This is a genomic window from Aurantimicrobium minutum, from assembly GCF_002355535.1.
GTDB lineage: Bacteria > Actinomycetota > Actinomycetes > Actinomycetales > Microbacteriaceae > Aurantimicrobium > Aurantimicrobium minutum.
In genome coordinates this window covers 1412729-1437482 of the sequence record NZ_AP017457.1, presented here as the reverse complement: position 1 = coordinate 1437482, position 24754 = coordinate 1412729, and the positions used below count along the sequence as shown (strand labels likewise).

Sequence of the window (24754 nt, the reverse complement as noted above, 5' to 3'; positions counted from 1 at the left end):
TTATTTCTTCTTTCCGGACTTCTTAGCGCGGTTCTTGCTCACGGGCTGTACGCGCTGTGCTGGTTTAGGTTCTTCGATCTCGATAACTTCAGGGGTTCCCTTGGGTAGCTTGCCGCGACGAGCAAGGCGCTCTTCACGGTCTTTGGCTGCCTGGCTACCAGGAGTTGGCATGTTGCGGATCACAATGAACTGCTGACCCATGGTCCAGAAGTTGGACACGAGCCAGTAGAACATCACACCGAGGGGGAACGCGAAGCCAGAGAAGGCAAAGACGAGGGGGAGGATGTAGAGCAAGATGCGCTGTTGGCGGAAAGCAGGGCTTGCCTTGGTCTCCTCGGACATGTTCTTAGAAACAATCTGCAACTGAGTAATGAACTGCGATGCCGTCATCAGAACCACCATGGTCATAGCGATGACCATGACAGTTACCTCAGGAGGAGTTGCGTTCATCGCTTCCATGAACGTCGTGTGTAAGGGAGCGATGCCGAAGAGGCTTGCGTTATAGAAGGACTGGGCAAGCTCTTCGTTCATGGGCCCAACACCGGCTGCACCCTTCTTGACTGCGACGTCGTTCAGCACGGAGAAAAGACCAAAGAAGATGGGCATCTGCAAGAGAAGTGGCAGGCAGGAGCTCAGTGGGTTGCTTCCCGTGCGGCGGTAGAGCTCCATGGTTTCGCGAGACATAGCTTCGCGAGAGAATTGATCCTTCTTCCCCTTGTATTTGTCCTGGATTTTCTTCAGATCAGGAGCAATCTCGAGCATCTTTCGCTGGCTCTTGATTTGCTTAACGAACACGGGAATCAGCGCGGCGCGAACGACCACCACAAGGCCCGCAATTGCAAGAACCCAGGTAGCACCTGCATTGGGGTCCATTCCGATGCTGGTGAATAACCAGTGGAAGGACACCAAGATAAGTTCAATGGCCCACTTAATTGGCCACAGAATCGCGCCGATAATATCCATAGGAGCGTTACGCCCTTCCTTCATTCATCACAACAAAACCGTGTGCTGTGACACGAAAAAACTTGTGCTTCGCGGGCGGCACGTCATCGACGCCACCGAGTGCCCACGGGTTGCACCTCCCTAGCCTACGCAGGGTTAGGCCAGAACCCACAATGAGACCCCGTTGTTGAAGTGCCTGAAGACCATAATGTGAGCACGTTGGGTAGTACCGACAGACGTCTCCATACAGTGGCGAGATGAGTTTTCGGTAGGCCAAAGCCAACACAATCATGATGTTTCGAGGCAGCAAGTAAAGAAACGCAAGCAGTTGTTTCACTGAAGTTGTTCTCCTAATGTGCGAATTGCCCGAAGTACATCGGTGTGTAATTCTTCCCAGGAAGACTGGGCGGCGGCTGGTAACGCGCGTATGACAAAATCTGCGCTGTAGTTATCTTTGACTTCCCAGGCAATGGCGCGAAGCTGGCGACGAACACGATTTCTCGTAGGTGCGTTACCTACAGCCTTAGAGGTGACCATCCCGAAACGAGAAAGACCTCGATCAGACGGGGCTGCATACGCAACCACCAAAGACGAGGTCTGTTTCGTTCCGCGACGAATGATTCGACGGAAGTCCGTTGGCAAAGCCAATCGGTGTGCCCGATCGAGCACGGCCGATACTAAGCGGAAAGTTCGGAGCGGCCCTTACGGCGGCGAGCAGCCAAGATGGCGCGGCCGGCACGGGTACGCATACGCAAACGGAAGCCGTGGACCTTCGCACGACGACGGTTGTTAGGTTGGAACGTTCTCTTGCTCATAAGTCAATCTCCATGACGGTGATGTCGCGCGCCATATCTGCGCGGCGCAAAACAGTGGGATGCACAAAAGGCATCAACCGATTAAATCTAAAGGTTAGAAGCGTCTGCGTCAAACCAGAGGACACACAAACTCAAGATTATGAATGCCAGGGGGAGAAACATTTCGCAACGACACACTCTTTTTGAAAAACTGGAGTTGCCTTAATCCACAGGTTTTCGATACGGTCGAGAGAGTTATCCCCAGCTTTTCACCCGTGAGGCTCTGGGTCCACGTGAAACACTCATACTTCGGTGGATAACTCGCATTGATTTTGAGAGGGGATTTCCGTGGCTGATGACGGCATGCGCGATACGTGGAACTCCATCCTCGAAGCTCTTGCATCAGATCCCGGTGTAACTCCACCTCTGTACGGTTTTGCTTCCCTGATTGAACCCAAGGGAATTATGGCCGGGACTTTCTATCTTGAAGTTCCCAACGATTTCACCCGCAGCATGGTTGAACAACGCTTGCGTGGGCCGTTGCTTTCCGCCATCGGAAGCCTGGGTGAATTGAGTGAGATTTCTACATTCGCCGTTGTTGTCAACCCAGATTTGGTTGCGTTAGACGAACCAGCTCCGGCTGTTGAGGTCGAGGAAGTCAAAGAGGATCGCAACCCTGTCACTGCGCCAACCATTATGGCGACGGAAAGCGAACTGGAATCACGGCTCAACCCTCGATATAACTTCGACAGTTTTGTTATTGGTGGTTCAAACCGTTTCGCTCATGCGGCAGCCGTTGCTGTTGCTGAAGCACCGGCCAAGGCCTATAACCCCTTGTTTATCTATGGTGAATCAGGTTTGGGTAAAACCCACTTGTTGCACGCCATTGGTCACTATGCCCAGAGTTTGTATCCCACCATTCGTGTTCGTTATGTCAGTAGCGAAGAGTTCACCAACGATTTCATCAACTCCATTGCCAACAACCGTGGTGCGGCTTTTCAGTCTCGTTACCGCAATATCGATATTTTGTTGATTGATGACATTCAGTTCTTGCAAGGTAAAGCAGAAACGCAAGAAGCGTTCTTCCACACCTTCAATACGTTGCATGATCACAACAAACAAGTTGTTATTACGAGCGATGTTCAGCCCAAACATCTCACTGGTTTCGAAGACCGCATGCGCACCCGTTTTGAATGGGGCCTGATTACAGATGTTCAAACACCTGACTTAGAAACCCGTATTGCCATTCTTCGTAAGAAAGCAGAACGCGAAAAGCTCAGTGTTCCAGACGACATCATGGAATTTATTGCTACCAAGGTAACCAGCAATATTCGTGAGCTTGAAGGAACACTCATTCGTGTAACCGCGTTTGCCAACCTCAACAAGCAGGCTGTAGATCTTCCTCTGGTACAAACCGTTCTCAAAGACCTCATCACGCTTGACGAAGATGACATCATTGCGCCGATTGACATCATCAACAACACGGCAGATTACTTCCGCCTCGGCATTGACGAACTAACTGGCACTTCTCGAGCCCAGGCGATTGCTACTGCCCGCCAAATTGCTATGTATCTCTGTCGTGAAATGACAAACCTTTCTTTGCCAAAGATTGGTCAGCTTTTTGGTGGCCGCGACCACACAACAGTGATGCACGCGTGTAAAAAAATTGCTGAATTAATGAAAGAACGTCGTTCTATTTACAACCAGGTCACCGAGCTCACCACACGTATCAAGCAACGAAGCTCGTATTCACGAAACAACTAGGGTTTTCCCCCTGTGGATAACCATGTGAATATGTGGGGAAATCGCCGGGCGGTCCTGTGTATGAAAAATTTATTCTTGTGAATAAGGAAGTCCTTTGGATCTTCTGGATCCGGCTCCTTGTGTGAAGTACCCACACGCCAAACACAACTTACGCGAATGTAGTTTCTAGGAGATATATGGAATTTGTTGAGTTATACACAGTATCCACAGGCGTTAAGAAGATTAAAGAGTTATTTAAATATTCATTGAGGTTCAATAACCTTTAAGACCCAGGCTTATTTCGCCTACAAAAACCGCGATAGCATGAAAGACCCAGGTTGGGTTTGAAGGAAAGGCGCCGCACGGTGAAGTTTCAAGTAAACAGAGATGTGCTCAGTGAAGCAGTTTCTTTTGCCGTCAAGATGCTCCCGGCTCGTACAACTTTGCCGATTCTCTCAGGTGTACTCATTGAAGCGACCTCTGAAGGTCTCGTTTTCTCTTCTTTTGATTACGAAGTTTCAACCCAAACCAAAGTTGCTGCAACAGTGGAAACACCGGGACGAGTTTTGGTGTCAGGGCGGTTGTTAGCAGAAATTGCTAACCGTCTACCCAATGCCCCAGTTACTTTTGAAAGCGTTGAGTCGCGTATTCAAGTGAGCTGTGGATCTGCAAACTTCACTCTTCTTTCTATGCCTGTAGAGGAATACCCCACCATTCCTCAGGTTGAGGGAGAAACTGGTGTTCTTCCGGCGGAAGAATTCTCCTCGGCTGTTGCACAGGTTGCTGTTGCTGCATCACGTGATGATGTCACTCCAGTGATTACTGGTGTACAGCTAGAAATAACCGGAAATTCCTTGAGTTTGGTTGCTACAGACCGCTACCGTGTCGCAATCCGGGACATTCCTTGGGAATCCACGGGAACAGTTTCTGAACTTACTGCTCTAGTCCCTGCTCGTACCATGCAAGAAATCGGTAAGACCTTTGGTCACAGCGGAAATATTTCCATTTCCATCACCAATAAAGACGATCGTGAACTGATTGCCTTCACAGCAGACAACAAGACTGTTACCTCGCTGCTGATTAAGGGTAACTTCCCTCCCGTGAAGCGTTTGTTTCCCGAAAAAGTTGAAAACTACGCCGTAATAAACACTGCTGATCTCATTGAAGCAACGCGTCGCGTCAAACTGGTTGTTGAACGTGAAGCAGCATTGCGATTTACCTTTGCAAACAACTCACTGACTCTAGAAGCCATTGGTGGAGAACAAGCTCAGGCTTCTGAAACTATCGATGCAGTTATCTCCGGTCCAGAAGTAGTTGTTTCACTCAAGCCAGACTTCCTCCTTGATGGATTAGGCGCCGTTCATTCAGAATTTACGCGCATTGGATTTACCTCTGTTGAGAACCCTGCAAAGCCTGGACCTGTTTTAATTACAAGCCAAACTTCTAAAGACACTCCTTCCGAAGACGCTTACCGCTACTTATTGCAGCCCAACCTGCTTCTTCGCTAAGGCCCAAGGATCCTGAGCGATGCACGTAAGCTCACTCAGTCTTCGAGACTTTAGAAATTACGCCACTGCAGATATTGAACCCTCGGTTGGTTCTGTTGTTCTTGTCGGATCTAACGGCCAAGGCAAAACAAATATTGTCGAAGCCATCAATTTTTTGGCAACCTTGGGTTCTCACCGAACAAGTATCGATTCTGCGCTCATTCGCCAAGGATCAGATGCCGCCATCGTGCGAGTAAACCTCGCACACGATGGCCGCACGATCCTTCTTGAAGCGCAATTGAATCGAAATGGCGCAAATAAAGCCCAGGTGAACAGGGCAAATGCCAAATTGCGTGATTTTCCGCGATATATCTCTACGGTCATTTTTGCTCCGGAAGATTTGATGTTAATTCGTGGCGAACCCTCCGGGCGCCGCAAGTTCATGGATGACCTGATAATCCAGCGAACACCGCGACTGGAAGGTGTTGTTTCTGATTATGACCGGGTACTCAAACAGCGCAATACCTTACTGAAAACAGCGAAGGTCAAAGATGTTGAGGCTGGAAACTTAGGAACTCTCGATATTTGGGATGAACGGCTGGTTTCTCTAGGAACTGAAATCATGAGCGAGCGCCGCCGGCTCCTTGCTGATCTTTCAGCACCACTGACCGCGGCATATCACGCTATTGCCGGTGCAGAGCATGAGGTTTCATTGGAAATTAAGCCCTCCATTGCAGGAGCTGACAGCGCTGAAGAGTATTTCGCTGCGTTTACACACAGTCTGGAAACCGGCCGCATTCAAGAAATTGAACGTGGAATAACCCTTGTTGGCCCACACCGAGATGATGTGGAATTCACCCTCAATGGATTACCAGCAAAAGGCTATGCCAGTCATGGAGAAACCTGGTCTTATGCACTCTCCTTGAAACTAGCCGCAGCGCGGCTGCTTCGCAGTGAATCAGTGTTGGGCGACCCCATCTTGATCTTGGACGATGTTTTTGCCGAACTTGATTCAGCACGACGCCAACGTTTAGCCGAAGCCGTTGCCGATTTTGAACAAACATTTATCACTGCCGCCGTCGCAGAAGACGTGCCAGAAGCTTTGATGACACAGGTGTTTCACGTGCAACGGGGAACAATTCAAGCCCACACAGGTGATCTCGCATGATGAGCTCTGAAGCGAACGGGCCTGGCGCCGCTGACGCGGCGGGGCCCGAAGAGACAGAATCCATGGCGCTGTATGCACGATTAAAGTCCCAAGCAACCGGAACTCCCCGGTCACAGCTTTCCCGAGATGCCAAAGCTAGACGTCGAAATGCGCAAGAGCATGCCAGCGAAATGCCCTTTTCTCCCGGGCGAGACCCCAAAGGACTCGATGACGTCCTAGCAAACCTCACTCAAGAACTGGGATGGAAGGCGCCTTTAGCCCAATCTGATGTGCTGACAGATTGGCCAGAGATCGTTGGCCCGGACATCGCTGCTCGCACTAAAGTTTTGGGAATTACAGACTCCACACTCTCTGTTTTATGCGAGTCAACAGCCTGGGCTACACAGCTCAGATTAATGAGTTCTGAAGTGCTCACAAAGTTGTTGAATTCCCACCCAGAATCCGGCATTACCGCTATTCGCTTTCAAGGACCCAACGCCCCAAGCTGGAAACGTGGCCCCAAATCAATTCCAGGGCGTGGTCCTCGCGATACTTACGGCTAAGAATAGGTTTCTGGTCAAGCGCTAAATAAAAACGCGCCAGAGCCCGTTTCTCCCGATTTTCTCAGCTCGAAAAAGATAGAATTAGAGCTGTCACGAAACGTGCAAAAGGGAGTTACGCAACGAATGTCTGAAGAATCTGAAAAGCCAACACCAGATGGCGAATATGGCGCCAGTAACATTCAGGTTCTAGAAGGACTAGAAGCAGTTCGTAAACGTCCCGGTATGTACATCGGTTCAACCGGGCCCCGAGGTCTGCACCACCTGGTCTATGAGATCGTAGACAACTCCGTCGACGAGGCGCTCGCAGGATACTGCGATGACATTAAAGTCTTCATGCGCAAAGACGGCAGTATCCGCGTTATTGACAATGGTCGTGGAATTCCGGTGGATATCCACCCCACTGAAGGTAAGTCCACGGTAGAAGTTGTTTTGACAGTTCTGCACGCCGGTGGAAAGTTCGGCGGCGGCGGATACGCCGTATCCGGTGGTCTCCACGGCGTGGGTAGCTCCGTGGTTAACGCACTGTCATCTCACCTCGAAGTTGAAGTCAAGCGTCAAGGCTTCTCCTACACCCAGAGCTACAACATTGGTGTTCCCGAGGCGCCCCTCGCCAAGCAGGGACCAACCGATGAAACTGGAACCACCATCACCTTCTGGCCAAACGCCGACATTTTTGAAACCGTCGAGTTTGATTACGAAACCCTGCGTGCACGCTTCCAGCAGATGGCCTTCCTCAACAAGGGCCTGCGCATCACGCTGATTGACGAAAATCAAGAAGATGGCGAAGGCAACCCACTGACCGTTTCCTACATGTTTGAAAACGGGTTGATGGATTACGTCCAATACTTGAACACCATCAAGAAGAACGACATCGTTCACGACGAGATCATTTACTTCGAATCCGAAGATGCCGAGAAGAAGATTTCTTGTGAAATCGCCATGCAGTGGACCACTGCTTACAGCGAGAGTGTTCACACCTACGCCAACACCATCAACACACACGAGGGTGGAACACACGAAGAAGGTTTCCGTGCAGCAATGACCACACTGGTCAACAAATATGCACGCGAAAAAGGCATCCTCAAAGAAAAGGATGAAAACCTTTCAGGTGACGATGTCCGCGAAGGCTTGACTGCCGTTGTCTCGATCAAGCTCGGTGAACCCCAGTTCGAAGGTCAAACAAAGACCAAGCTCGGTAACACCGAAGCGAAAGCGTTCGTTCAGCGCATCACCGGTGACTTCCTCGGTGACTGGTTCGAACGCAACCCCAACCAGGCCAAAGAAATTATTCGCAAGGCTTTGCAAGCTGCAACAGCACGTATGGCTGCGCGCAAAGCACGTGAAACTGCCAGGCGTAAGGGCTTGCTTGAGGGCGGGGGCATGCCCGGCAAGCTCAAGGACTGCGCGAGCAAAGACCCGTCGATTTCAGAAATCTTCATGGTGGAGGGTGACTCCGCAGGTGGTTCCGCAGTCCAAGGCCGCAACCCTGAAACTCAAGCAATCCTTCCTCTGCGAGGCAAGATTCTCAACGTTGAAAAAGCTCGTCTCGACAAGGCATTGGCAAACAACGAAGTCCAAGCCATGATCACGGCTTTTGGTGCAGGTATCGGTGAAGACTTCAACCCAGAAAAAGCCAGGTACCACAAGATCGTGCTTATGGCGGATGCGGACGTTGACGGTCAGCACATCACCACCTTGCTCCTGACTCTTCTCTTCCGCTACATGAAGCCACTGATTGAGCTCGGATATGTCTACCTTGCACAACCGCCGCTGTATCGATTGAAGTGGTCGAACGCAGATCACGAATATGTGTACTCGGATGAACAGCGAGACCGCCAACTTGAAGCTGGCCTAGCTGCTGGCAAGAAAATCCCCAAGGACAACGGAATCCAGCGCTACAAGGGTTTGGGTGAAATGGACTATCGCGAGTTGTGGGACACCACTATGAACCCAGAAACCCGCACACTGCTTCAGGTCACACTGGATGATGCCGTAGCTGCCGACGAAATTTTTTCAACCCTGATGGGTGAAGACGTGGAATCACGTCGAAACTTCATCCAGAAGAATGCAAAGGATGTGCGTTTCCTTGACATCTAACGACAACCTCGTCACCACTGACGAAAACGGAGAAAACCGCATCCAGCAGGTAGACCTGCAACTGGAAATGCAGCGTTCGTACCTGGATTACGCCATGAGTGTGATCGTGGGCCGCGCACTTCCCGACGTTCGTGACGGGCTCAAGCCTGTTCACCGCCGTGTGATTTACGCGATGTATGACGGTGGCTACCGTCCCGACAAGGCTTTCTCCAAGTGTGCTCGTGTTGTTGGTGACGTCATGGGTCAGTTCCACCCACACGGTGACTCGGCTATCTATGACGCACTTGTTCGTCTGGTTCAGCCCTGGTCGCTGCGCTACCCACTGGCTCTTGGTCAGGGAAACTTCGGTTCCGCCGGTAACGACTCTGCAGCTGCACCTCGTTACACCGAAACCAAGATGGCTCCCTTGGCACTGGAAATGGTTCGCGACATCGACGAAGAAACCGTCGACTTCCAGGACAACTACGACGGTCGCACCCAAGAGCCTTCGATTCTGCCTTCGCGCTTCCCCAACCTGCTGGTCAACGGTTCGGTGGGTATTGCGGTGGGTATGGCCACCAACATTCCTCCCCACAACCTGCGTGAAGTAGCCGAAGGTGCACTGTGGGCTCTTGCTAACCCCGATGCAACCCGTGAAGAACTTCTTGAAGCGCTCATTGCTCGCATTAAGGGACCTGACTTCCCCACGGGTGCTCAGATTTTGGGCGTCAAGGGAATCCAGGATGCTTACCGCACTGGTCGTGGATCCATCACGATGCGTGCCGTGGTCAACGTGGAAGAACTGCAGGGCCGCACCTGCTTAGTTGTGACCGAACTTCCCTACCAGGTCAACCCCGACAACCTTGCCATCAAGATTGCTGAGCTTGTCAAAGACGGCAAGATCACTGGTATCGCAGATATCCGTGATGAGACCTCGGGTCGTACCGGTCAACGCCTGGTTATTGTTCTCAAGCGTGATGCGGTAGCAAAGGTTGTTCTCAACAACCTCTACAAGCAGACACAGTTGCAGGAAAACTTTGGCGCGAACATGCTCGCCATCGTGGATGGCATTCCTCGCACCCTCTCTATCGATGGTTTCATCTCCAACTGGGTAGAGCACCAAATTGATGTCATTGTTCGCCGCACGCAGTTCCGTCTGCGTAAGGCAGAAGAGCGCATGCACATCCTCAAGGGATACCTTGCAGCATTGGATGCTCTCGATGAAGTGATTGCACTGATTCGCAAGAGCCCCACCGTTGAAGATGCGCGTGATGGACTGATGTCCTTCCTCAAGATTGATGAGCTGCAAGCTCGCGCAATCTTGGAAATGCAGCTTCGTCGTCTGGCAGCTCTCGAACGCCAGAAGATTATCGATGAAGCCACTGAGCTCGAAGCACAAATCAAAGAATTCAACGCAATTCTGGCTAGCCCAGCACGTCAGCGTGAAATTGTGTCTGAAGAACTCACCGACATCGTTGCCCGCTACGGCGACGACCGCCGTTCAGAAATCATGCCTGGTTTCGATGGCGACATGAACGTAGAAGACCTTATTCCTGAAGAGGAAATGGTCATCACCGTGACTCGTGGTGGTTACGTCAAGCGCACACGCAGCGACAACTACCGTAGTCAGCACCGCGGCGGTCGAGGCGTGAAGGGTGCGCAGCTTCGCGCAGATGACGTCGTAGAACACTTCTTCGTGACCACAACCCACCACTGGTTGTTGTTCTTCACCAACACCGGACGCGTCTACCGCGCCAAGGCGTACGAAGTTCAAGAAGCAGGTCGCGACGCTAAGGGTCAGCACATCGCTAACTTGCTTGCACTGGGACCAGATGAGCAAGTCACGCAGATTCTGGACATTCGCGACTACCAAGCAGCTAAGTATTTAGCCTTGGCAACGCGCGATGGTTTGATCAAGAAGACGGCGCTGACCGAATACGACACCAACCGCACCGGTGGAATCATTGCTATCAAGCTGCGCGAAGGAGACGAACTCGTCTCGGCACTCCTACTTGAAGAAGACTCCGATGTTCTACTCGTCTCGCGCAAGGGTATGAGCATTCGCTTCACAGCAACCGATGAGGCACTGCGCCCCATGGGACGCTCAACCTCGGGTGTGACCGGTATGAAGTTCCGCGGCGGAGACAGCCTGTTGTCTGCCTCTTTGGTATCTGACTCCGGATTCGTTTTTGTCGTGACCGAAGGTGGCTACGCCAAGCGAACTGACGCAGACCAATACCGCACACAAAACCGTGGTGGTCTAGGAATCAAGGTAGCCAAGCTCAGCGAAGACCGCGGAGACTTGGTGGGATCACTCATTGTGGGTGAAGATGATGAGGTTCTTGTCGTTCTTGAATCGGGCAAGGTTGTTCGTTCCGCAGTGAACGAAGTTCCCGCCAAGGGCCGCGACACCATGGGTGTTGTCTTTGCCCGATTTGAAGAAGGCGACAAGATTCTTGCCGTGGCACGCAATTCAGAGCGTAATCTTGATTCTGCGGAAGAGCAGAACGAAGAAGAAGTAACCAGCGGAGACGCTGTAGTGGAAGAGGCACCAAATGAGTAGCTCCATGGCAGACAAGCTCAAGAGCAAACTCCCCCAAAAGGGAGAAAAAGCACCCAAAGGCCCTGAGGCCAAGCAGGTTCGACTCAAGCTTGTTTACGTTGATTTCATGTCAGCGCTCAAGCTGTCTTTCCTTCTCGGGCTAGCTCAGTTCATCGTTGTCGTTATTGGCACCTTCCTGATTTACCTCGTCTTTGTTCAGACCGGAATTTTCGAAACCGCCAACAGTGTTGCTGGAGAAGTCCTTGGTAGTGGCAGTGGTTTTGATCTGAACTCTGTCGCATCCATTGGTAAGACCGTCGGTGCAGCAGCAGCTGTTGGCTTGGTTAACCTCATCGTGATTACTGTTTTGGGTGCCATCTGCGCAGTTCTCTACAACGCAGCTGCAAAGATCACTGGCGGTCTTTCCGTCGGATTCACCAACCAGCAGTAAACAAACCCAGGCTCGATTTAGAGATTTGCCGAGATTCCGGTAGTCTCGAATCTGCCTAAGCGGGGCTATAGCTCAGGTGGTTAGAGCGCTTCACTGATAATGAAGAGGTCCCAGGTTCAAGTCCTGGTAGCCCCACGCAATTGCACTTTATAAATTGATGTAAAGTAGTAAAAGCAATCGGGGCCTTAGCTCAATTGGTAGAGCGCCTGCTTTGCAAGCAGGAGGTCAGGAGTTCGATTCTCCTAGGCTCCACAGCAAAAAAACACCCGCCAGAAATGGCGGGTGTTTTGTTTTACTTCTTGGGCCTCAAGGATCTGTAATCCCAAATAATCTCAGTACTCAGGCGTAAATATCTCCGGAGATCGTCCACATTGATCGACGCAACATCCGTGTAGGTGATGCCAGCAGCTCGGTGCTTACCAATACCGAGAAGCCCAGGTTCTGAGAAATCTTTCCCACTCCAAAACAACACTTTCACGCCGTGCTTGTGGTCTTGGTATCCCGCGACAGGAATGTCATCTAAAAACCACACTGGAGCACCATGCCATACCTTGTATGTCGCGGTGGGCAGAGCTTGAAGGAATTCCTGGAACAGGAAATCAATGACTGGTTTGTTCTCTCCGGCCACTGCCTCGTTGTACTTCACCACATCACTCATGTGTTCAGACTACGCTGACCACATGAGTTCTCGAGAAGTTCGCGATAAGAAAGGCAATCTACGCCGCAAGCTTGTTGAGATGCCTGCAGATGTGAAGCAGGCATTGGAACACCGCGGACTTCGCGCCGACTACGACCACCGCCCTGCCTATCAACGCAACGATTACCTTGCCTGGATTACTCGAGCAGTTCGCCCCGAGATTCGACAAAAGAGATAGAATCAAATGCTGGACGAATTAGAAAAGGGTGGCGTCTATATGAGAATGGATCACCCAGCCTCAAAGAAGTAAATCAATCCTGAGGAGATTGACCCGCATCGAGTGCGTCAAGATATCTATTCCCGCCAGCGCAGATCGCGAGTGCATTTTCGATGAGTGTCTCAACATCCTCTGATTCCAGAAGGGTGTGAAGTTCGGGACCAGGAACGGGCAGCATTCCAGAAAGCTGCCAAATGGAAGCGATAGGTTCATCAGAGACTTCAGTGTCCGCCTCCCAGAGCATCTCGCCATACTTACTCGCACGAGTGAGCAGGTTACGAACCTCTAATTCAAGACTCATGCGCTGAGAATCAAACTTGTAATCCCAAACCAGTTCGGGAAGATACTCCACCTCTGCTCGGGGATAGGGGTCTGGTTCTAGCCATTTCGTGATGACGAAACGTTTGGTTCCTGTGGCGGTGATGCCCAGGTTCTCATCAGTCATGCCAAAGTCTTCTACTTTGGCAACCGTGCCAATTGTGAGGCGCTCTGGCTGTTGGCCTGCCGCAACACGTTGTGGATACAGAGGAATACCAAAGGCGGGGTTATCGGAACCAACCAGGTCCCCCATGAGTTTGAGGTAACGGGGCTCAAATACTCGTAATGCCAACGGCATGTATGGCATCAAGACTGACCCCACGGGGAATTGGGGCAGAATCAACGCCATGAGGACTATTCGTCTTCAGAGACCCAGAGTTCGTCATCTGCGCGGAAAGTCTGCCAGACAACGTAACCAACACCAAGAAGTGCGGCAACACCGATACCAATCGCGATGTACTTTCCAGCGCTCGCAGAGGAGGAAGCAGGTGCAGCTTTTGATACAGCGGCCTTACCAGCAGCAAGTTTTGCAACCTGCTTAGTCAGTTCGCTTGCGCGCTTGTCGCGAGCAGCATCGATGACAGAGAGAGTGCTTCCGATTGCGGAAGCAATAGAGGGAAGTACGTCGTCCACGATCTTGTCGCGCGTTGTCGTGGCAGCAGTGCGGGTGCCACGAACAACGCGGGGCACTACTTCTTCACTTGTGACGCGACCGAGTTCACGACTGGCCTGTCGAACGACACTTCCTGCGTGTGCGAGAACCTGCTGCTGTTCGTGCAGCAGTGCTTCAGCTTGCGCTTTGAGTGCTTCTGCTTCTGTCATCTTTTTGCGTGCCATATTCCCATCTTGCCACTGTTGTCTGGGAAAGACACCAGAGCGGTTCCTCGTTCAGCGAACGCGCAGAGAATTGACAGTGTCTGTGTGGAAAGATTGAGGCATGTCAAAACACACCGCAGTTGCCACGATGAACACTTCTCTTGGCCCTATCAAGATCAACCTCTATGGAAACCACGCTCCTAAGACCGTGAAGAACTTTGTTGGTTTGGCCACTGGAGAAATCGAGTGGATCGACCCCAAGACCGGTGCAAAGCGTAATGACCCTCTCTACAACGGCGTCATCTTCCACCGCATCATTCCAGACTTCATGATTCAAGGCGGTGACCCTCTGGGTACCGGTACTGGTGGCCCTGGCTACCAGTTCGATGACGAGATTCACCCTGAACTCGACTTCACTCAGCCTTACATTCTTGCCATGGCTAATGCAGGTACCTACGGAGGCAAGGGAACCAATGGTTCTCAGTTCTTCATCACCACTGCACCCACCACCTGGTTGCAGGGCAAGCACACCATCTTTGGTGAGGTTGCAGATGACGCAAGCCGCGCAATTGTTGACCAGTTGGGTAATGTCTCGACCGATGGCCGTGACCGTCCACTCGATGACGTTGTGATCGAGTCGATCACTGTCGAACAGGTCTAACTTTTCGTGACCAACGAAGCAGGTTGGGGGGCTACCGAGGAGGTAGCCCCTTCCTGTTATCGCCATCCAGACGCGGCAACCTTTGTTCGGTGCCAGCGTTGTGATCGGCCAGTGTGTTACCAGTGCCAAACTCCGGCACCGGTGGGTGTTATCTGCCCGGAATGTTTAGGCCAGGCCCAAGCTCGTGCACCTCGAGTAGGACGACAGGCTCTCGGGGGTCAGGCTAATCAGAAACCCGTTGTCACCTACTCCCTGATCGGGATCACGTTCTTCTTCTATGTCCTGCAGATTTTGCCAGGAATTGATGCCACTAGCTTTTTGGCATATGCGCCGCTGTATAGCTACGGCGAATACAGTGCCATTGGCGCTCCGTATGAGCCGTGGCGCATGATTACCTCTGTTTTTGCGCATTCAACGGGCTTTATTTTCCACATCCTCTTGAACATGTATACGCTGTGGATTTTTGGCCAAATGTTGGAGCGTTTGCTCGGCCGCGGTCGTTTTCTCACGCTCTATCTTGCTTCCGGATTAGCCGGATCGTTGGGCGTGATGTTCTGGGCTCCTCACAACACCTTTGTGGTGGGCGCATCCGGTGCCATATTTGGTTTGCTCGGAGCTTTCTTGGTTATTCAACGCAAGCTTGGCGGCGAAACAACCCAGCTATTAGTGCTTGTGGGCATTAACTTGGTCATTGGCTTCTTGCCAGGCATGAGCATCTCGTGGCAAGCACACCTGGGTGGTTTGCTCGGCGGTGCACTGCTGGGGTTGATCTTTGTACAGACCAGGAAGCCCTCACAACAGAAGCTTCAACTTGCTCTGATTAGTCTGACGGTGGCCGTTTTTGTCGGACTTGCCCTCTCACACGCCCCAATGTTTGTGGCGGGTTAACAAGCAGAGTTATCCACATGCTTATCCACATGGGGAGAATTACACGCGTGTAATTAGAGTTATCGCCACCTGGTGGTCATCAAGAAACCGATGAAGGCGATACCAAAACCGACCAAGATGTTCCAGGAACCAAGTGCCATGATGGGCAGAGTTCCCTGACTGATGTAGAACACAATGATCCACACCAGGCCGATGAGCATGAAGCCAAACATGACGGGCTTGAACCAGACAGGATTCGGCGATTCGTGAGCCGAGGTCTCGGGGTTGCGGGGAGCCTTTGTGCGCTTCTTCTTTTCTGCAGCCATAGTGTTCAGAAGTCTACCGAATTCAGCAACCCCACAGGAACTCCTCGATGACCCGGGTAAAGTTGGAAGAGTGTTCAAGCCAGCAAACCTCTCTCGTGTCATGGGCATTGTTGGTGAACTCCTCATCACATTTGGTGTGATTGTTCTGTTGTTTTTGGCATGGCAGCTGTGGATCAACAATGCTGTTGTGGCGAACCAGCAGCAAGCCGCGTCTCAAGAACTCAGCAAAGAGTGGTCTACTGACAAAGACAAATCTGCGTCTGCACCGGCTAATGAAGACTTCGGCCCGGCACCGGCCTTTGGCGGTGTGGCCGAAGGGGCCAAGTTTGCCACTTTATACATTCCACGTTTAGGTCCAGACTCCACACGCGTTGTTGCTAACGGTATCGACCTCAGCACCATTTTGGACAAGGGCTACTACGGGCACTATCCAGATACGCAGTGGCCGGGTCAACCTGGAAACTTTGCGGTAGCTGTGCACCGCACTGGTAACGGCAGCCCGTTTGCTGATGCGCCTCAACTCCAGCCAGGGGACAAGATTTATGTGGAAACTCAGGAAGGTTTCTACACTTACGCGGTGCGTAACTACGAATACGTGCTGCCCACCAGTGTGGATGTGTTACTTCCTGTGCCGGGGTCAAATAATCCTGCCAACGGAGAAAACATCATCACGATCACAACCTGTAACCCTCTTCTTGGGGACGCTGAACGCATGATTGTGTATGGCGTGCTGGAATCGTGGCGACCACAATCTGCCGGTCCACCACCAGAAATGGTGAAAAGTCAGAGCGGAGTGAGCTGATGTACGCAGTACTGTGGAGAATCCTGCCGGGAACCCTGTGGGTAAAGATTGCTATTCTGGCGGCAGCAGCAATTGTGGTCATCACAGTTCTGATGATGTTTGTTTTCCCTGCCGTTAACGCGGCAATTTCTGTACGAGAGGTGACGGTAACGCAATGACCACCATTCTCGTTATTGATAACTACGACAGTTTCGTCTACACCCTCAACGGCTACCTCCGAGAACTTGGCGCTGAAACCGTCGTGGTGCGCAACGACCAGATTCCTCTCGAAGAACTTGACGAGACGTTGGCAAAATACGACGGAGTTCTTGTTTCACCCGGCCCGGGCAAGCCTTCTGATGCGGGAGTTTCCATCGCAGCAGTGCACAGTGCACACAAACAGGGCATTCCACTTCTGGGTGTGTGCTTAGGACACCAGGCCATCGGTGAAGCTTTCGGAGCGACAGTGACCAATGCTGAAGAGCTCATGCACGGAAAAACGTCACTCATTACTCATGACGCGGGGCAGTTCTATCAGAATGTTCCGCAGCCCTTTACCGCAACGAGATATCACTCACTTGCTGTGGTCAACGACACTGTCCCAGCGGAACTGACCGTCACAAGTCAGACTGCCGGCGGCGTGATCATGGGCTTGCAACACGTTTCTGCACCAATCTATGGTGTGCAATTCCACCCCGAGTCTGTGCTCACTGAAGGTGGCTACACCATGCTCGGCAACTGGCTGGAAGTATGCGGGCTCAAGGGCGCCGCTCAACTGGCTCTGACAAAGAGCCCACTGATTAGCTAATTAGCCAGCGCAGTAGCTGAGAGTAATTGGAACACCCTGGTTCGACAGTCCAGGAGGCACGGATTGTGATCGAACAGTAGGTTCTGCAGCTTTCGTGCAGCCCATATCTGCTTGAACAACAGGGAAGAGGTTGAGATCGCCAAGCAAGTTACTTGCTTCCGCCACACTCTTGCCGCGCACGTCAGGAATGTCAATCTTTCCGTTGGAAACAGAAATATCAACCTTGGCTCCTTGGAAACGCATTGTTCCTAAGACAGGATTGGTTGCAATCACCGCACCCGCAGCAACTGTGGGGCTTGTTGATTCGGTGACGAGCCCCACCTTAAAGCCTGCGTCGGTGATGGTTGTTTTTGCTTCTTCCAGAGGAAGACCGGAAACATCAGGAATAGCAACTTTGGTTTTTCCCGTCGACACAAAGACTTGAACCAACGCACCAGGCTCGATCACTGTTTCTTTGCCAGGTTCGGTGCGGATGACCTTACCTGTCTTGACCAGGCCACTACTTTCTTCCACTTTCGTGGGGTAGAGACCGAGATCTTTCAACTCTTTTTCTGCCGCCTCATAGGTTTCACCCTTGAGCTCAGGAACAGTCACCGTGCTGGTGGGGAACAGGTTGACAGGTTTGAGGGTTGCCACCCATAGACCCATACCTGCAATCGCACCGAAGACTAAGGCAACAATTCCCACGATAGCCACTACGCGCTTGGGTTCTGGCCTGAATTCTTCAGGCTGGACCAGTGTTGGCGCCGTTTGTGGGTCGTCACCAAACAGGAATGCAAACTCGGCAGGCAATTCATTGCTCGACGTGTCAGTCTTTTCAAGAGCTGGCTCGGAGATCGGGCCAAGAAGCTCTTCAATGGGCTCCGGCTTCGCCTCAGGAACGACAACCTTGCCAGAGGCGGCATCTTGCAGTGCTGTGCCAAATGCCTGAGTGGACTGGTACCGATCCTTAGGTGCTTTAGAAAGTGCTTTCAGGACAACCGCATCTAGAGCTGGAGTCACCTTTGTATTGAACGTGCTGGGGGCAACCGGCTGCGCGTGAATGTGTTGGTGAGCCAAAGCAACAGCAGTGTCCCCTTCAAAAGGAACCTTGCCGGTGAGCATTTCAAAGAGCACCACGCCAATTGCATAAATGTCGGTGCGTGCGTCAACTTTCTTGCCCTGAGCCTGCTCGGGGGAGAAATAGGCGGCTGTTCCCAACACAGAAGTTGTTTGGGCAAGGTCGTCAAACGCAGCGGCTGCAGCTCGAGCAATTCCAAAGTCAAGTACTTTCACGTTCCCCTGACGGGTAATCATGATGTTGTCGGGCTTGATATCGCAGTGAACAATTCCAGCGCTGTGGGCAAACTCAACGGCGCTCAGAATCTCTCCGGCAACACGAACTGCCTCGGGAACTTTGAGGGGTCCGCGAGCAACCAGCTTGGAAAGTTCGAGGCCCTCAACATATTCCATGACCATGTAGGCACGAACATGTTCGGTTCCGTCAGCATCTGTGACGGATTCTTCACCCGCATCAAGAACTTTGACAATGTTGGGATGAGTTAGCGAAGAAGCGGAACGTGCTTCTTGCTGGAATCGTGAGAGAAACTTCTTGTTGTTCGCTAAGTCCTCGTTGAGAACTTTGATGGCAACTTTTCTACCCAAGACAGCATCCTGGGCGATATAGACCTCGGCCATACCACCGCTGCCAACAAGTTTGCCCAGCTCGTAACGCCCGGCAATTACCTGCTTATTTTCTGACACGTACTCCCCCGAAAAGACTTCATGTCTAATCTAGTTCACTGATGTAACAGTGAAAGACTTCGTGGGCGACGCAGGAGATGGTTCCAGTCCTGAACACAGAGCCTGGTAGCTCACGGTGTGGCTTCCGGTCGACGTCGGTGCAGTAATTGCACCCGAGTTAGTCGTGACGGAAGCAACGAAAGCACCATCAACAAGAATGTTGTATCCACTCAACGCGTGGCCAGATGGGCACGAGCTGTATCCAGACCAGGTCACATTAATGGCCTGACCGGGGGTGTAGTCGGTCGCATCAAGCTGTGGCGAAGAGCTTGGTGCTGGCGCAGTGGGCAACGCGTCGTAGTAGGTCACGTTGATCGTGGTGCCGTTTGGAACCTGAGGTCCGGTGGGGTTGACGTCATAAACAACACCAACCTTGTCAGCGCTCGGTGCCGCAGTACCCTTGACCGCGTTGACAGTCATGTTGAGCTTCTCCAGAGCCGCTGTTGCTTCAGCCAAAGGCTTGCCAACATAGTCAGCTTTGTTAATTGCTGCTGTTGTTGGCGTTGGGGTTCCCGTGGGAGTTTTAGTTGGAGTCTTTGTGGGCTTCGCGCTCTGGGTGGAGTTCGTTGGCGTTGGTTCTGGAGAGTTACCACCGGAAGTCAACGCAATGATTCCACCCACGAGAACGAGAAGGAGGACGCCACCAAGCGCAATGAGAGGCCACAACCAGGGGCTGCGCTTCTTCTTTTCTTCCTGGTCAACAGGTTCTGGAGCATCAGGAATGGTTAACACGGTCGTTGCACCAGTTGCTGCGGTGCGAGGCATCACAGTGGTGGCATCGAGTGGAGCGGTGGAGGTTCCGAGAACACCAGGAACAGCCGCTGCAGCACCCTGAAGGTCTCCGCGGCGTAGAGCCTGTGCAGCGCGAGCTAGGTTTGCTGCCGACGCAGGACGATCTGCTTGCTTCTTTGCAATGCAGGAATAGACCAGGTTGCGAACAGGTTCAGCAATGGTGTCTGGAAGTGGTGGAGGCTCTTCGTTAATCTGTGCCATGGCGATGGCAACCTGCGATTCGCCGGTGAAGGGGCGCTTACCTGCCAAGCACTCGTAGGCGACAATACCCAGAGAGTAAATGTCTGTGGAGGGGGAAGCGGGGTGACCACTGGCCTGCTCGGGAGAAAGGTATTGAACAGTTCCCATTACCTGACCGGTAGCAGTCAAAGGAACCTGGTCTGCAATACGAGCAATACCAAAGTCGGTGATTTTGACGCGACCCTCGGGGGTAATCAGCATGTTTCCAGGCTTGATATCGCGGTGAACTAGGCCAGCACTGTGTGCTGCCTGCAAGGCAGCAGCAGTTTGAGCCATGATGTCGAGAACCTTGTCGATCGACAATGTCTTCTCACGCTCAATCACCGTCGAGAGAGGTTCGCCGGGAACAAGTTCCATCACGAGGTAGGCAGAGCCTTCTTCCTCGCCATAGTCGTAGACATTGGCAATGCCTTCGTGGTTGACCAGAGCAGCGTGACGAGCTTCAGCGCGAAAACGCTCAAGGAACCCGGGGTCACCCAGGTATTCGTCCTTCAAAATCTTGATGGCGACGAGTCGACCGATCACGAGGTCAGTTGCCTGCCAGACCTCACCCATGCCACCTATGGCAATGCGTGACTGGAGTTCATAACGACCACCAAAGGTCATTCCAGCTGTTGGCCTCATTTGTTTAACCCCGCCTCTAGTACTTTTCTCGCGATTGTTGCTGTTATTTCGTTGGAATCCCCGGACTGTCCGAGGCCGCCACCGTTTTCAACTAAAACAGTGACTGCGTATCGCGGGCTGTCTGCTGGGGCAAATCCGGTAAACCAGAAGGTGAATGGCTCGCCATCACCGTTTTCTGCTGTACCAGTTTTACCCGCAACATCAACTCCGCTAATTCTCGCATTAGTTGCCAGTCCTGAGCGAACAGAAGCCACCATCATGTCCCTGAGGGTTGCCGCATTTTCAGGCGACATCGCTTGTGAGAATTCTTTCGCAGAAAACTGGGAAATTGGCTTGAGGCTAGGCTCCAGCACTTGGTTGACCGTATTTGGATACATCACCATGCCACCGTTAGCGATTCCCGCTGAAACGAGAGCCACCTGGAGGGGTGTTGCTCGGACGTCATATTGCCCAAAGGATGCCAATGCTGTTTGTGGATCATCCATGACGACAGGGAATTCACTTGCTGCAGTCTTCATTGGAATTTCAAAGCTTGTGTTGAAACCGAACTTCTTTGCTTGATCCAAGATGGCCTTGCGACCAAGTTCAAGTCCGAGCTCGGCAAAGGGGATATTGCAGCTTTGCTTGAGCGCTTGTTCCAGGGTTACTTCAGGGCCGGCGCCGGGGCAGGGTCCACGGTTCCAGTTCTTGATGAAGACATCTGTTCCAGGCAGTTGGAAACTGGCCGGGTTGGGGAAGGTGCTCTCCGGGGTGTATTTACCGGACTCCAACGCAGCAGCGACCATGACCAGTTTGAACACTGAACCCGGTGGGTTCAAATCTCCTGCAATGGTCTTGTCGACAAGCGGCTCGAGCGGATCTTCATTCAGTGCGGTGTATGCCGCAATGACTTCGTTTGTGTTGTGAGAGGCCAAAAGGTTGGGGTCGTAACCCGGCTTGGAAACCATGGCCAGAATTTTTCCGGTGCTGGGTTCCGTGACAATGATTGCGCCCTGGTAATCACCGAGTGCATCCCAGGAGGCTTGCTGCAATACGGGGTCGAGCGTCAGTTCAACACTGGCACCTTGAGGTTCTTGTCCTGTGAGGATGGCGTTGAGCTGGTTGAGGAACTGTGACCCTGTCTTTCCACTGAGGTAGGAGTTCATCGCGCCTTCAATACCTGTCAAACCTTGGGTCAGGGTGAAGTAACCGGTCACATTCGAGTACACGAAAGGGTTTGGGTAGGTGCGTTGGAAGCGGTATTTATTATCGACAGGAACAGATTCAGCAATAGGAGTTCCTGCAACAAGAATGGGTCCACGCTTATAGCGATAGCTTTCATACATTGTTCGGGTGTTCCTGCTGTCAGCAGAAAGCTGATCAGCGGTAACGACCTGGACCACGCTGGCGGCAATAAACAGCGCGGTAAACATTCCAATCACCGCGAGAGTGACGCGTTTGAGCTCTCTGTTCATCAGACCACCAACCGCGGTTCGTTTCTGATGGAGTCAGATAAGCGCAACAACAATGCCGCAATCATCCAGTTCGCAACCAGCGAGCTACCACCTGCTGCCAAGAAGGGTGTGGTCAGACCCGTCAGGGGAATTACACGCAGCACACCACCGATCACGATGAAGCATTGCAAGGCAATCGTGAAGGACAGTCCCACTGCGAGCAGTTTGCTGAAGTCATCGTGACCGGCAAAACCGATGCGCAGGCCGCGACCAACCAGCAAAAGGTAGAGACACAGAATGGCAAAAATACCGGCCAAGCCTAGTTCTTCTCCCAGGCTGGCAATGATGTAGTCGCTTTGGGAAACCGGGGTGATTTCCGGCATTCCTTCACCCAAACCGGTTCCGATAATGCCGCCGTGGGCCAGGCCAAACAGCCCCTGGACCAGCTGGAAACTTCCACCGGCGGCATTGAAGTTGTCGTTGTTGAACGCGTCATACCAGTTAGCAAAACGACTGTTGACGTAATCCAACGTTTGGTTGGCTACAACGGCACCCAAGCCCACGAGGCTCAGACCTAGGATGACCCAACTTCCTCGACCTGTAGCGGTGTACAGCATGACAAGGAACAAGCCGAAGAACAGCAAACCAGTTCCTAAGTCACGCTGAAGCACAATCACACTCATCGACAGCGCCCAGACCACCAGGATGGGGCCGAGGTCGCGACCTCGAGGAAAACGCATACCCAGGAAGGTGCGCCCCACCATCGACAGGCTTTCTCTGCGCTGAACCAAATAGCCGGCGAAGAAGATCGCTAAAGCTATCTTGGCTATTTCCCCCGGTTGGAAGGTCAGACCTGCAATCTGAATCCATACCCGCGCACCGTTGACGGTGAGCCCAAGTCCGGGAACCATGGGCAAGAGGATAAGGATAACGGCGGCAAGTCCTGCCACGTAGGTGTAACGCTGAAGGATGCGCTGGTGTCGAATGAGAATAATTGTTCCCAAGGCAGCACCCATTGCCAGTGCTGACCAAGCAATTTGCTTAGTTGCAAAACCGTCCCAACCCTCGGCACCTACCGCAAGGTCAATTCGATAAATCTCAGCAATACCTAACCCGTTGAGAAGAGCGGCAATAGGCAGAATCAATGCATCAGCTTGGGGTGCTACAAAACGCATGGCGATATGTATGGCAAAAACCAACACAGCGAGCAAGGCACAAATTGCTAAGGGTCCGGCATCAACTTTGCCCAGAACACCTAACTGCACAAGCACTAGTGCGGCCACATTGATAGCACTGGCAAAAATTATGAGGACAAGCTCAACATTGCGCATCCGCTGAGAAACACGAACGCGTTTAAGCCGCCCGATGGATCCGGTGGCCACAAAATCTGCTGGAGGAGTAACGCTCATTACTTCTGAGCCTCACTGGCAAGAGAATCCACCAACGCCTGAGCCTCACCATAGGTAGCGAAGGGGATGGTCTGTTCTATTTGTGCCTTTTGGTAATCGGTCAAACTGTCCAAAGGAAGATCGGTGTCCACATACACATGAGACAGACTGATGCCGGCAAAGTTCTGCGAGATGCCTTGATAAATCACGACAGAATCGGCGTCACTGCCGACATAAAACTGGGTTTGGCTCCACCGATAACCCAAGATTCCTGCAATAACGAGAGCGCCGATAACCAGAATGAGAGAACCAATGAGCATGGCACGTCGACGAATGCGCCTTGCCTTCACGGCATCCAGCTGAGCAGTCAAAGGTGGTGGCGGAACTGTCATCCCGCCGGTTGAAATGGGAAGTTTCTTAGGCTTAGGCCGGGGCTTGTTTGTGCCCGAGGGAATGAGGCGTGGCTCAGGTTGTTTGATGGGCATGGGGCCTGCAACAGAACCTACAAGTTCAGCAATCTTCTCTGGCCCATCAGAAGTGATGTCCACCACAACAACAGTGACGTTATCGGGAGCACCACCGGAGAGACTTGCCTGCACGAGTGTATCGGCGGCATCTTCTGCCGTTTCTGCTTCTTGTAAGAACGGAAGTAACCGGTCGGTATGCACAACACCGGAAAGCCCATCCGAGCAGAGCATCCAGCGGTCTCCAACAGAGACTTCCAACACCACGGTGTCAATTTCTGGAGACCCGTCCACATCACCGAGTACACGCATGAGTACTGAGCGACGAGGGTGGTCGTGTGCTTCTTCTTCGGTGATGCGGCCACTATCAATCAAGCGCTGCACAAAGGTGTGATCAACGGTGACCTGGCTGAGGTTTCCTTCGCGCAAAAGATAAATGCGTGAGTCACCAATGTGTGCCAACACAACCTGGTTGCCCACGCGAAGCATCGCACTAACCGTGGTGCCCAGACCAGCAAGCTCAGGATGTTCATAGACAACATCGGCAAGCATGTCATTTGCTTGCAGCAGAGTTTGGATCAAATCCTGCTGTGCTGCTTTGACATCGTCATATTCTTTATCCAGCTGCAGCATGTGTCGTATCACCAGGTGTGAGGCAACATCTCCACCGGCGTGACCACCCATGCCATCGGCAACGACACTGAGATAGGTTCCTGCGTAGCCGGAATCCTGATTGGATGCCCTGACCTTGCCCACATTGGAGGCTGCTGCGCTGAACTGAGACATATGCCAGGC

The 24754-nt window shown here is 52.3% G+C and carries 26 protein-coding genes and 2 tRNA genes; 15 read left to right on the top strand and 13 right to left on the bottom strand.

Annotation, left to right across the window (positions count from 1 at the left end):
* Genes yidC through rpmH form a run of 4 tightly spaced genes read right to left on the bottom strand, consistent with a single transcriptional unit; the run spans nucleotide 1 to nucleotide 1757 of the window.
* Complete coding sequence (yidC, locus tag AUMI_RS07135; RefSeq protein ID WP_096382915.1) at nucleotides 1-963, bottom strand: membrane protein insertase YidC; 963 nt, start codon at nucleotides 961-963, stop codon at nucleotides 1-3.
* A 7-nt stretch (nucleotides 964-970) separates the two neighbouring features.
* Nucleotides 971-1234, bottom strand: coding sequence for a membrane protein insertion efficiency factor YidD (gene yidD / locus AUMI_RS07130; protein WP_205214683.1), 264 nt, complete (start codon nucleotides 1232-1234; stop codon nucleotides 971-973).
* Nucleotides 1235-1275: 41 nt separating this feature from the next.
* Complete coding sequence (gene rnpA / locus AUMI_RS07125; RefSeq protein WP_096382910.1) at nucleotides 1276-1611, bottom strand: ribonuclease P protein component; 336 nt, start codon at nucleotides 1609-1611, stop codon at nucleotides 1276-1278.
* 8 nt (nucleotides 1612-1619) lie between these two features.
* Nucleotides 1620-1757, bottom strand: coding sequence for a 50S ribosomal protein L34 (gene rpmH, locus AUMI_RS07120; protein ID WP_096382907.1), 138 nt, complete (start codon nucleotides 1755-1757; stop codon nucleotides 1620-1622).
* Between the two features lie 321 nt (nucleotides 1758-2078).
* Here rpmH and dnaA point away from each other — a divergent pair, with 321 nt between their 5' ends.
* From dnaA to AUMI_RS07075, 9 genes are all read left to right on the top strand, one after another.
* Nucleotides 2079-3500 carry a chromosomal replication initiator protein DnaA gene (gene dnaA, locus AUMI_RS07115; RefSeq protein WP_425338945.1) on the top strand — a complete coding sequence of 474 codons (1422 nt, stop codon included), beginning with the start codon at nucleotides 2079-2081 and terminating at the stop codon, nucleotides 3498-3500.
* Nucleotides 3501-3844: 344 nt separating this feature from the next.
* A complete protein-coding gene (dnaN, locus tag AUMI_RS07110) occupies nucleotides 3845-4987 on the top strand; it encodes a DNA polymerase III subunit beta (protein ID WP_096382904.1) in 1143 nt (380 codons plus the stop codon).
* A 19-nt stretch (nucleotides 4988-5006) separates the two neighbouring features.
* Complete coding sequence (gene recF, locus AUMI_RS07105; RefSeq protein WP_096382902.1) at nucleotides 5007-6134, top strand: DNA replication/repair protein RecF; 1128 nt, start codon at nucleotides 5007-5009, stop codon at nucleotides 6132-6134.
* A complete protein-coding gene (locus tag AUMI_RS07100; protein WP_231951737.1) occupies nucleotides 6131-6676 on the top strand; it encodes a DciA family protein in 546 nt (181 codons plus the stop codon). Before recF ends, AUMI_RS07100 begins: the two co-directional genes overlap by 4 nt.
* A 123-nt stretch (nucleotides 6677-6799) precedes the next feature.
* Complete coding sequence (gyrB, locus tag AUMI_RS07095) at nucleotides 6800-8773, top strand: DNA topoisomerase (ATP-hydrolyzing) subunit B (RefSeq protein WP_096382899.1); 1974 nt, start codon at nucleotides 6800-6802, stop codon at nucleotides 8771-8773.
* Nucleotides 8763-11315: a DNA gyrase subunit A gene (gene gyrA / locus AUMI_RS07090; RefSeq protein ID WP_231951735.1), complete on the top strand. Its 2553-nt coding sequence runs from the start codon at nucleotides 8763-8765 to the stop codon at nucleotides 11313-11315. The genes gyrB and gyrA overlap by 11 nt, the downstream gene beginning before the upstream one ends.
* Nucleotides 11308-11745 carry a DUF3566 domain-containing protein gene (locus AUMI_RS07085; protein ID WP_096382895.1) on the top strand — a complete coding sequence of 146 codons (438 nt, stop codon included), beginning with the start codon at nucleotides 11308-11310 and terminating at the stop codon, nucleotides 11743-11745. The genes gyrA and AUMI_RS07085 overlap by 8 nt, the downstream gene beginning before the upstream one ends.
* Before the next feature lie 61 nt (nucleotides 11746-11806).
* A tRNA-Ile gene (locus AUMI_RS07080) sits at nucleotides 11807-11880 on the top strand.
* 44 nt (nucleotides 11881-11924) lie between these two features.
* Nucleotides 11925-11997, top strand: a tRNA-Ala gene (locus tag AUMI_RS07075).
* A gap of 40 nt (nucleotides 11998-12037) precedes the next feature.
* On the opposite strand, the gene AUMI_RS07070 is transcribed toward AUMI_RS07075, so the two are convergent.
* Nucleotides 12038-12403, bottom strand: coding sequence for a DUF1801 domain-containing protein (locus AUMI_RS07070; protein ID WP_096382893.1), 366 nt, complete (start codon nucleotides 12401-12403; stop codon nucleotides 12038-12040).
* A gap of 22 nt (nucleotides 12404-12425) precedes the next feature.
* On the opposite strand from AUMI_RS07070, the gene AUMI_RS07065 reads away from it, so the two are divergent.
* Entirely contained in the window at nucleotides 12426-12620 is a 195-nt protein-coding gene (locus AUMI_RS07065; RefSeq protein ID WP_172418286.1) for a YdeI/OmpD-associated family protein, read from the top strand.
* Between the two features lie 73 nt (nucleotides 12621-12693).
* Here the strand turns inward: AUMI_RS07065 and AUMI_RS07060 are convergent, their stop codons facing one another.
* Both AUMI_RS07060 and AUMI_RS07055 read right to left on the bottom strand, forming a co-directional pair.
* Nucleotides 12694-13326 carry an LON peptidase substrate-binding domain-containing protein gene (locus tag AUMI_RS07060; protein ID WP_096382890.1) on the bottom strand — a complete coding sequence of 211 codons (633 nt, stop codon included), beginning with the start codon at nucleotides 13324-13326 and terminating at the stop codon, nucleotides 12694-12696.
* Between the two features lie 5 nt (nucleotides 13327-13331).
* Nucleotides 13332-13814: a hypothetical protein gene (locus AUMI_RS07055; protein WP_096382889.1), complete on the bottom strand. Its 483-nt coding sequence runs from the start codon at nucleotides 13812-13814 to the stop codon at nucleotides 13332-13334.
* Nucleotides 13815-13914: 100 nt separating this feature from the next.
* On the opposite strand from AUMI_RS07055, the gene AUMI_RS07050 reads away from it, so the two are divergent.
* Entirely contained in the window at nucleotides 13915-14454 is a 540-nt protein-coding gene (locus AUMI_RS07050) for a peptidylprolyl isomerase (protein WP_096382886.1), read from the top strand.
* Nucleotides 14455-14595: 141 nt separating this feature from the next.
* Entirely contained in the window at nucleotides 14596-15342 is a 747-nt protein-coding gene (locus AUMI_RS07045) for a rhomboid family intramembrane serine protease (protein WP_231951733.1), read from the top strand.
* Nucleotides 15343-15401: 59 nt separating this feature from the next.
* Here AUMI_RS07045 and AUMI_RS07040 read toward each other — a convergent pair whose 3' ends face one another.
* The gene (locus AUMI_RS07040; RefSeq protein ID WP_096382882.1) at nucleotides 15402-15647 is read right to left on the bottom strand and encodes a cell division protein CrgA; all 246 of its coding nucleotides are present in this window, start codon (nucleotides 15645-15647) and stop codon (nucleotides 15402-15404) included.
* 70 nt (nucleotides 15648-15717) lie between these two features.
* Between AUMI_RS07040 and AUMI_RS07035 the strand changes: the two genes are divergently transcribed.
* From AUMI_RS07035 to AUMI_RS07030, 3 genes are read left to right on the top strand one after another with little or no spacing between them, the layout of a single operon-like run.
* On the top strand, nucleotides 15718-16449 hold the full coding sequence (locus AUMI_RS07035) for a class E sortase (protein WP_096382879.1): 732 nt from the start codon (nucleotides 15718-15720) through the stop codon (nucleotides 16447-16449).
* Nucleotides 16449-16607: a hypothetical protein gene (locus AUMI_RS08200; protein ID WP_172418285.1), complete on the top strand. Its 159-nt coding sequence runs from the start codon at nucleotides 16449-16451 to the stop codon at nucleotides 16605-16607. The genes AUMI_RS07035 and AUMI_RS08200 overlap by 1 nt, the downstream gene beginning before the upstream one ends.
* On the top strand, nucleotides 16604-17236 hold the full coding sequence (locus tag AUMI_RS07030) for an anthranilate synthase component II (protein WP_096382878.1): 633 nt from the start codon (nucleotides 16604-16606) through the stop codon (nucleotides 17234-17236). The genes AUMI_RS08200 and AUMI_RS07030 overlap by 4 nt, the downstream gene beginning before the upstream one ends.
* Here AUMI_RS07030 and pknB read toward each other — a convergent pair whose 3' ends face one another.
* From pknB to AUMI_RS07005, 5 genes are read right to left on the bottom strand one after another with little or no spacing between them, the layout of a single operon-like run.
* Entirely contained in the window at nucleotides 17237-18979 is a 1743-nt protein-coding gene (gene pknB / locus AUMI_RS07025) for a Stk1 family PASTA domain-containing Ser/Thr kinase (protein WP_096382875.1), read from the bottom strand.
* A 30-nt stretch (nucleotides 18980-19009) separates the two neighbouring features.
* Nucleotides 19010-20674: a protein kinase domain-containing protein gene (locus AUMI_RS07020; protein ID WP_096382873.1), complete on the bottom strand. Its 1665-nt coding sequence runs from the start codon at nucleotides 20672-20674 to the stop codon at nucleotides 19010-19012.
* Complete coding sequence (locus tag AUMI_RS07015) at nucleotides 20671-22128, bottom strand: peptidoglycan D,D-transpeptidase FtsI family protein (protein ID WP_096382870.1); 1458 nt, start codon at nucleotides 22126-22128, stop codon at nucleotides 20671-20673. Before AUMI_RS07015 ends, AUMI_RS07020 begins: the two co-directional genes overlap by 4 nt.
* Nucleotides 22128-23516, bottom strand: coding sequence for an FtsW/RodA/SpoVE family cell cycle protein (locus AUMI_RS07010; RefSeq protein ID WP_096382869.1), 1389 nt, complete (start codon nucleotides 23514-23516; stop codon nucleotides 22128-22130). Before AUMI_RS07010 ends, AUMI_RS07015 begins: the two co-directional genes overlap by 1 nt.
* A complete protein-coding gene (locus AUMI_RS07005) occupies nucleotides 23516-24745 on the bottom strand; it encodes a PP2C family protein-serine/threonine phosphatase (RefSeq protein WP_096382866.1) in 1230 nt (409 codons plus the stop codon). The genes AUMI_RS07010 and AUMI_RS07005 overlap by 1 nt, the downstream gene beginning before the upstream one ends.
* Nucleotides 24746-24754 lie beyond the last annotated feature (9 nt).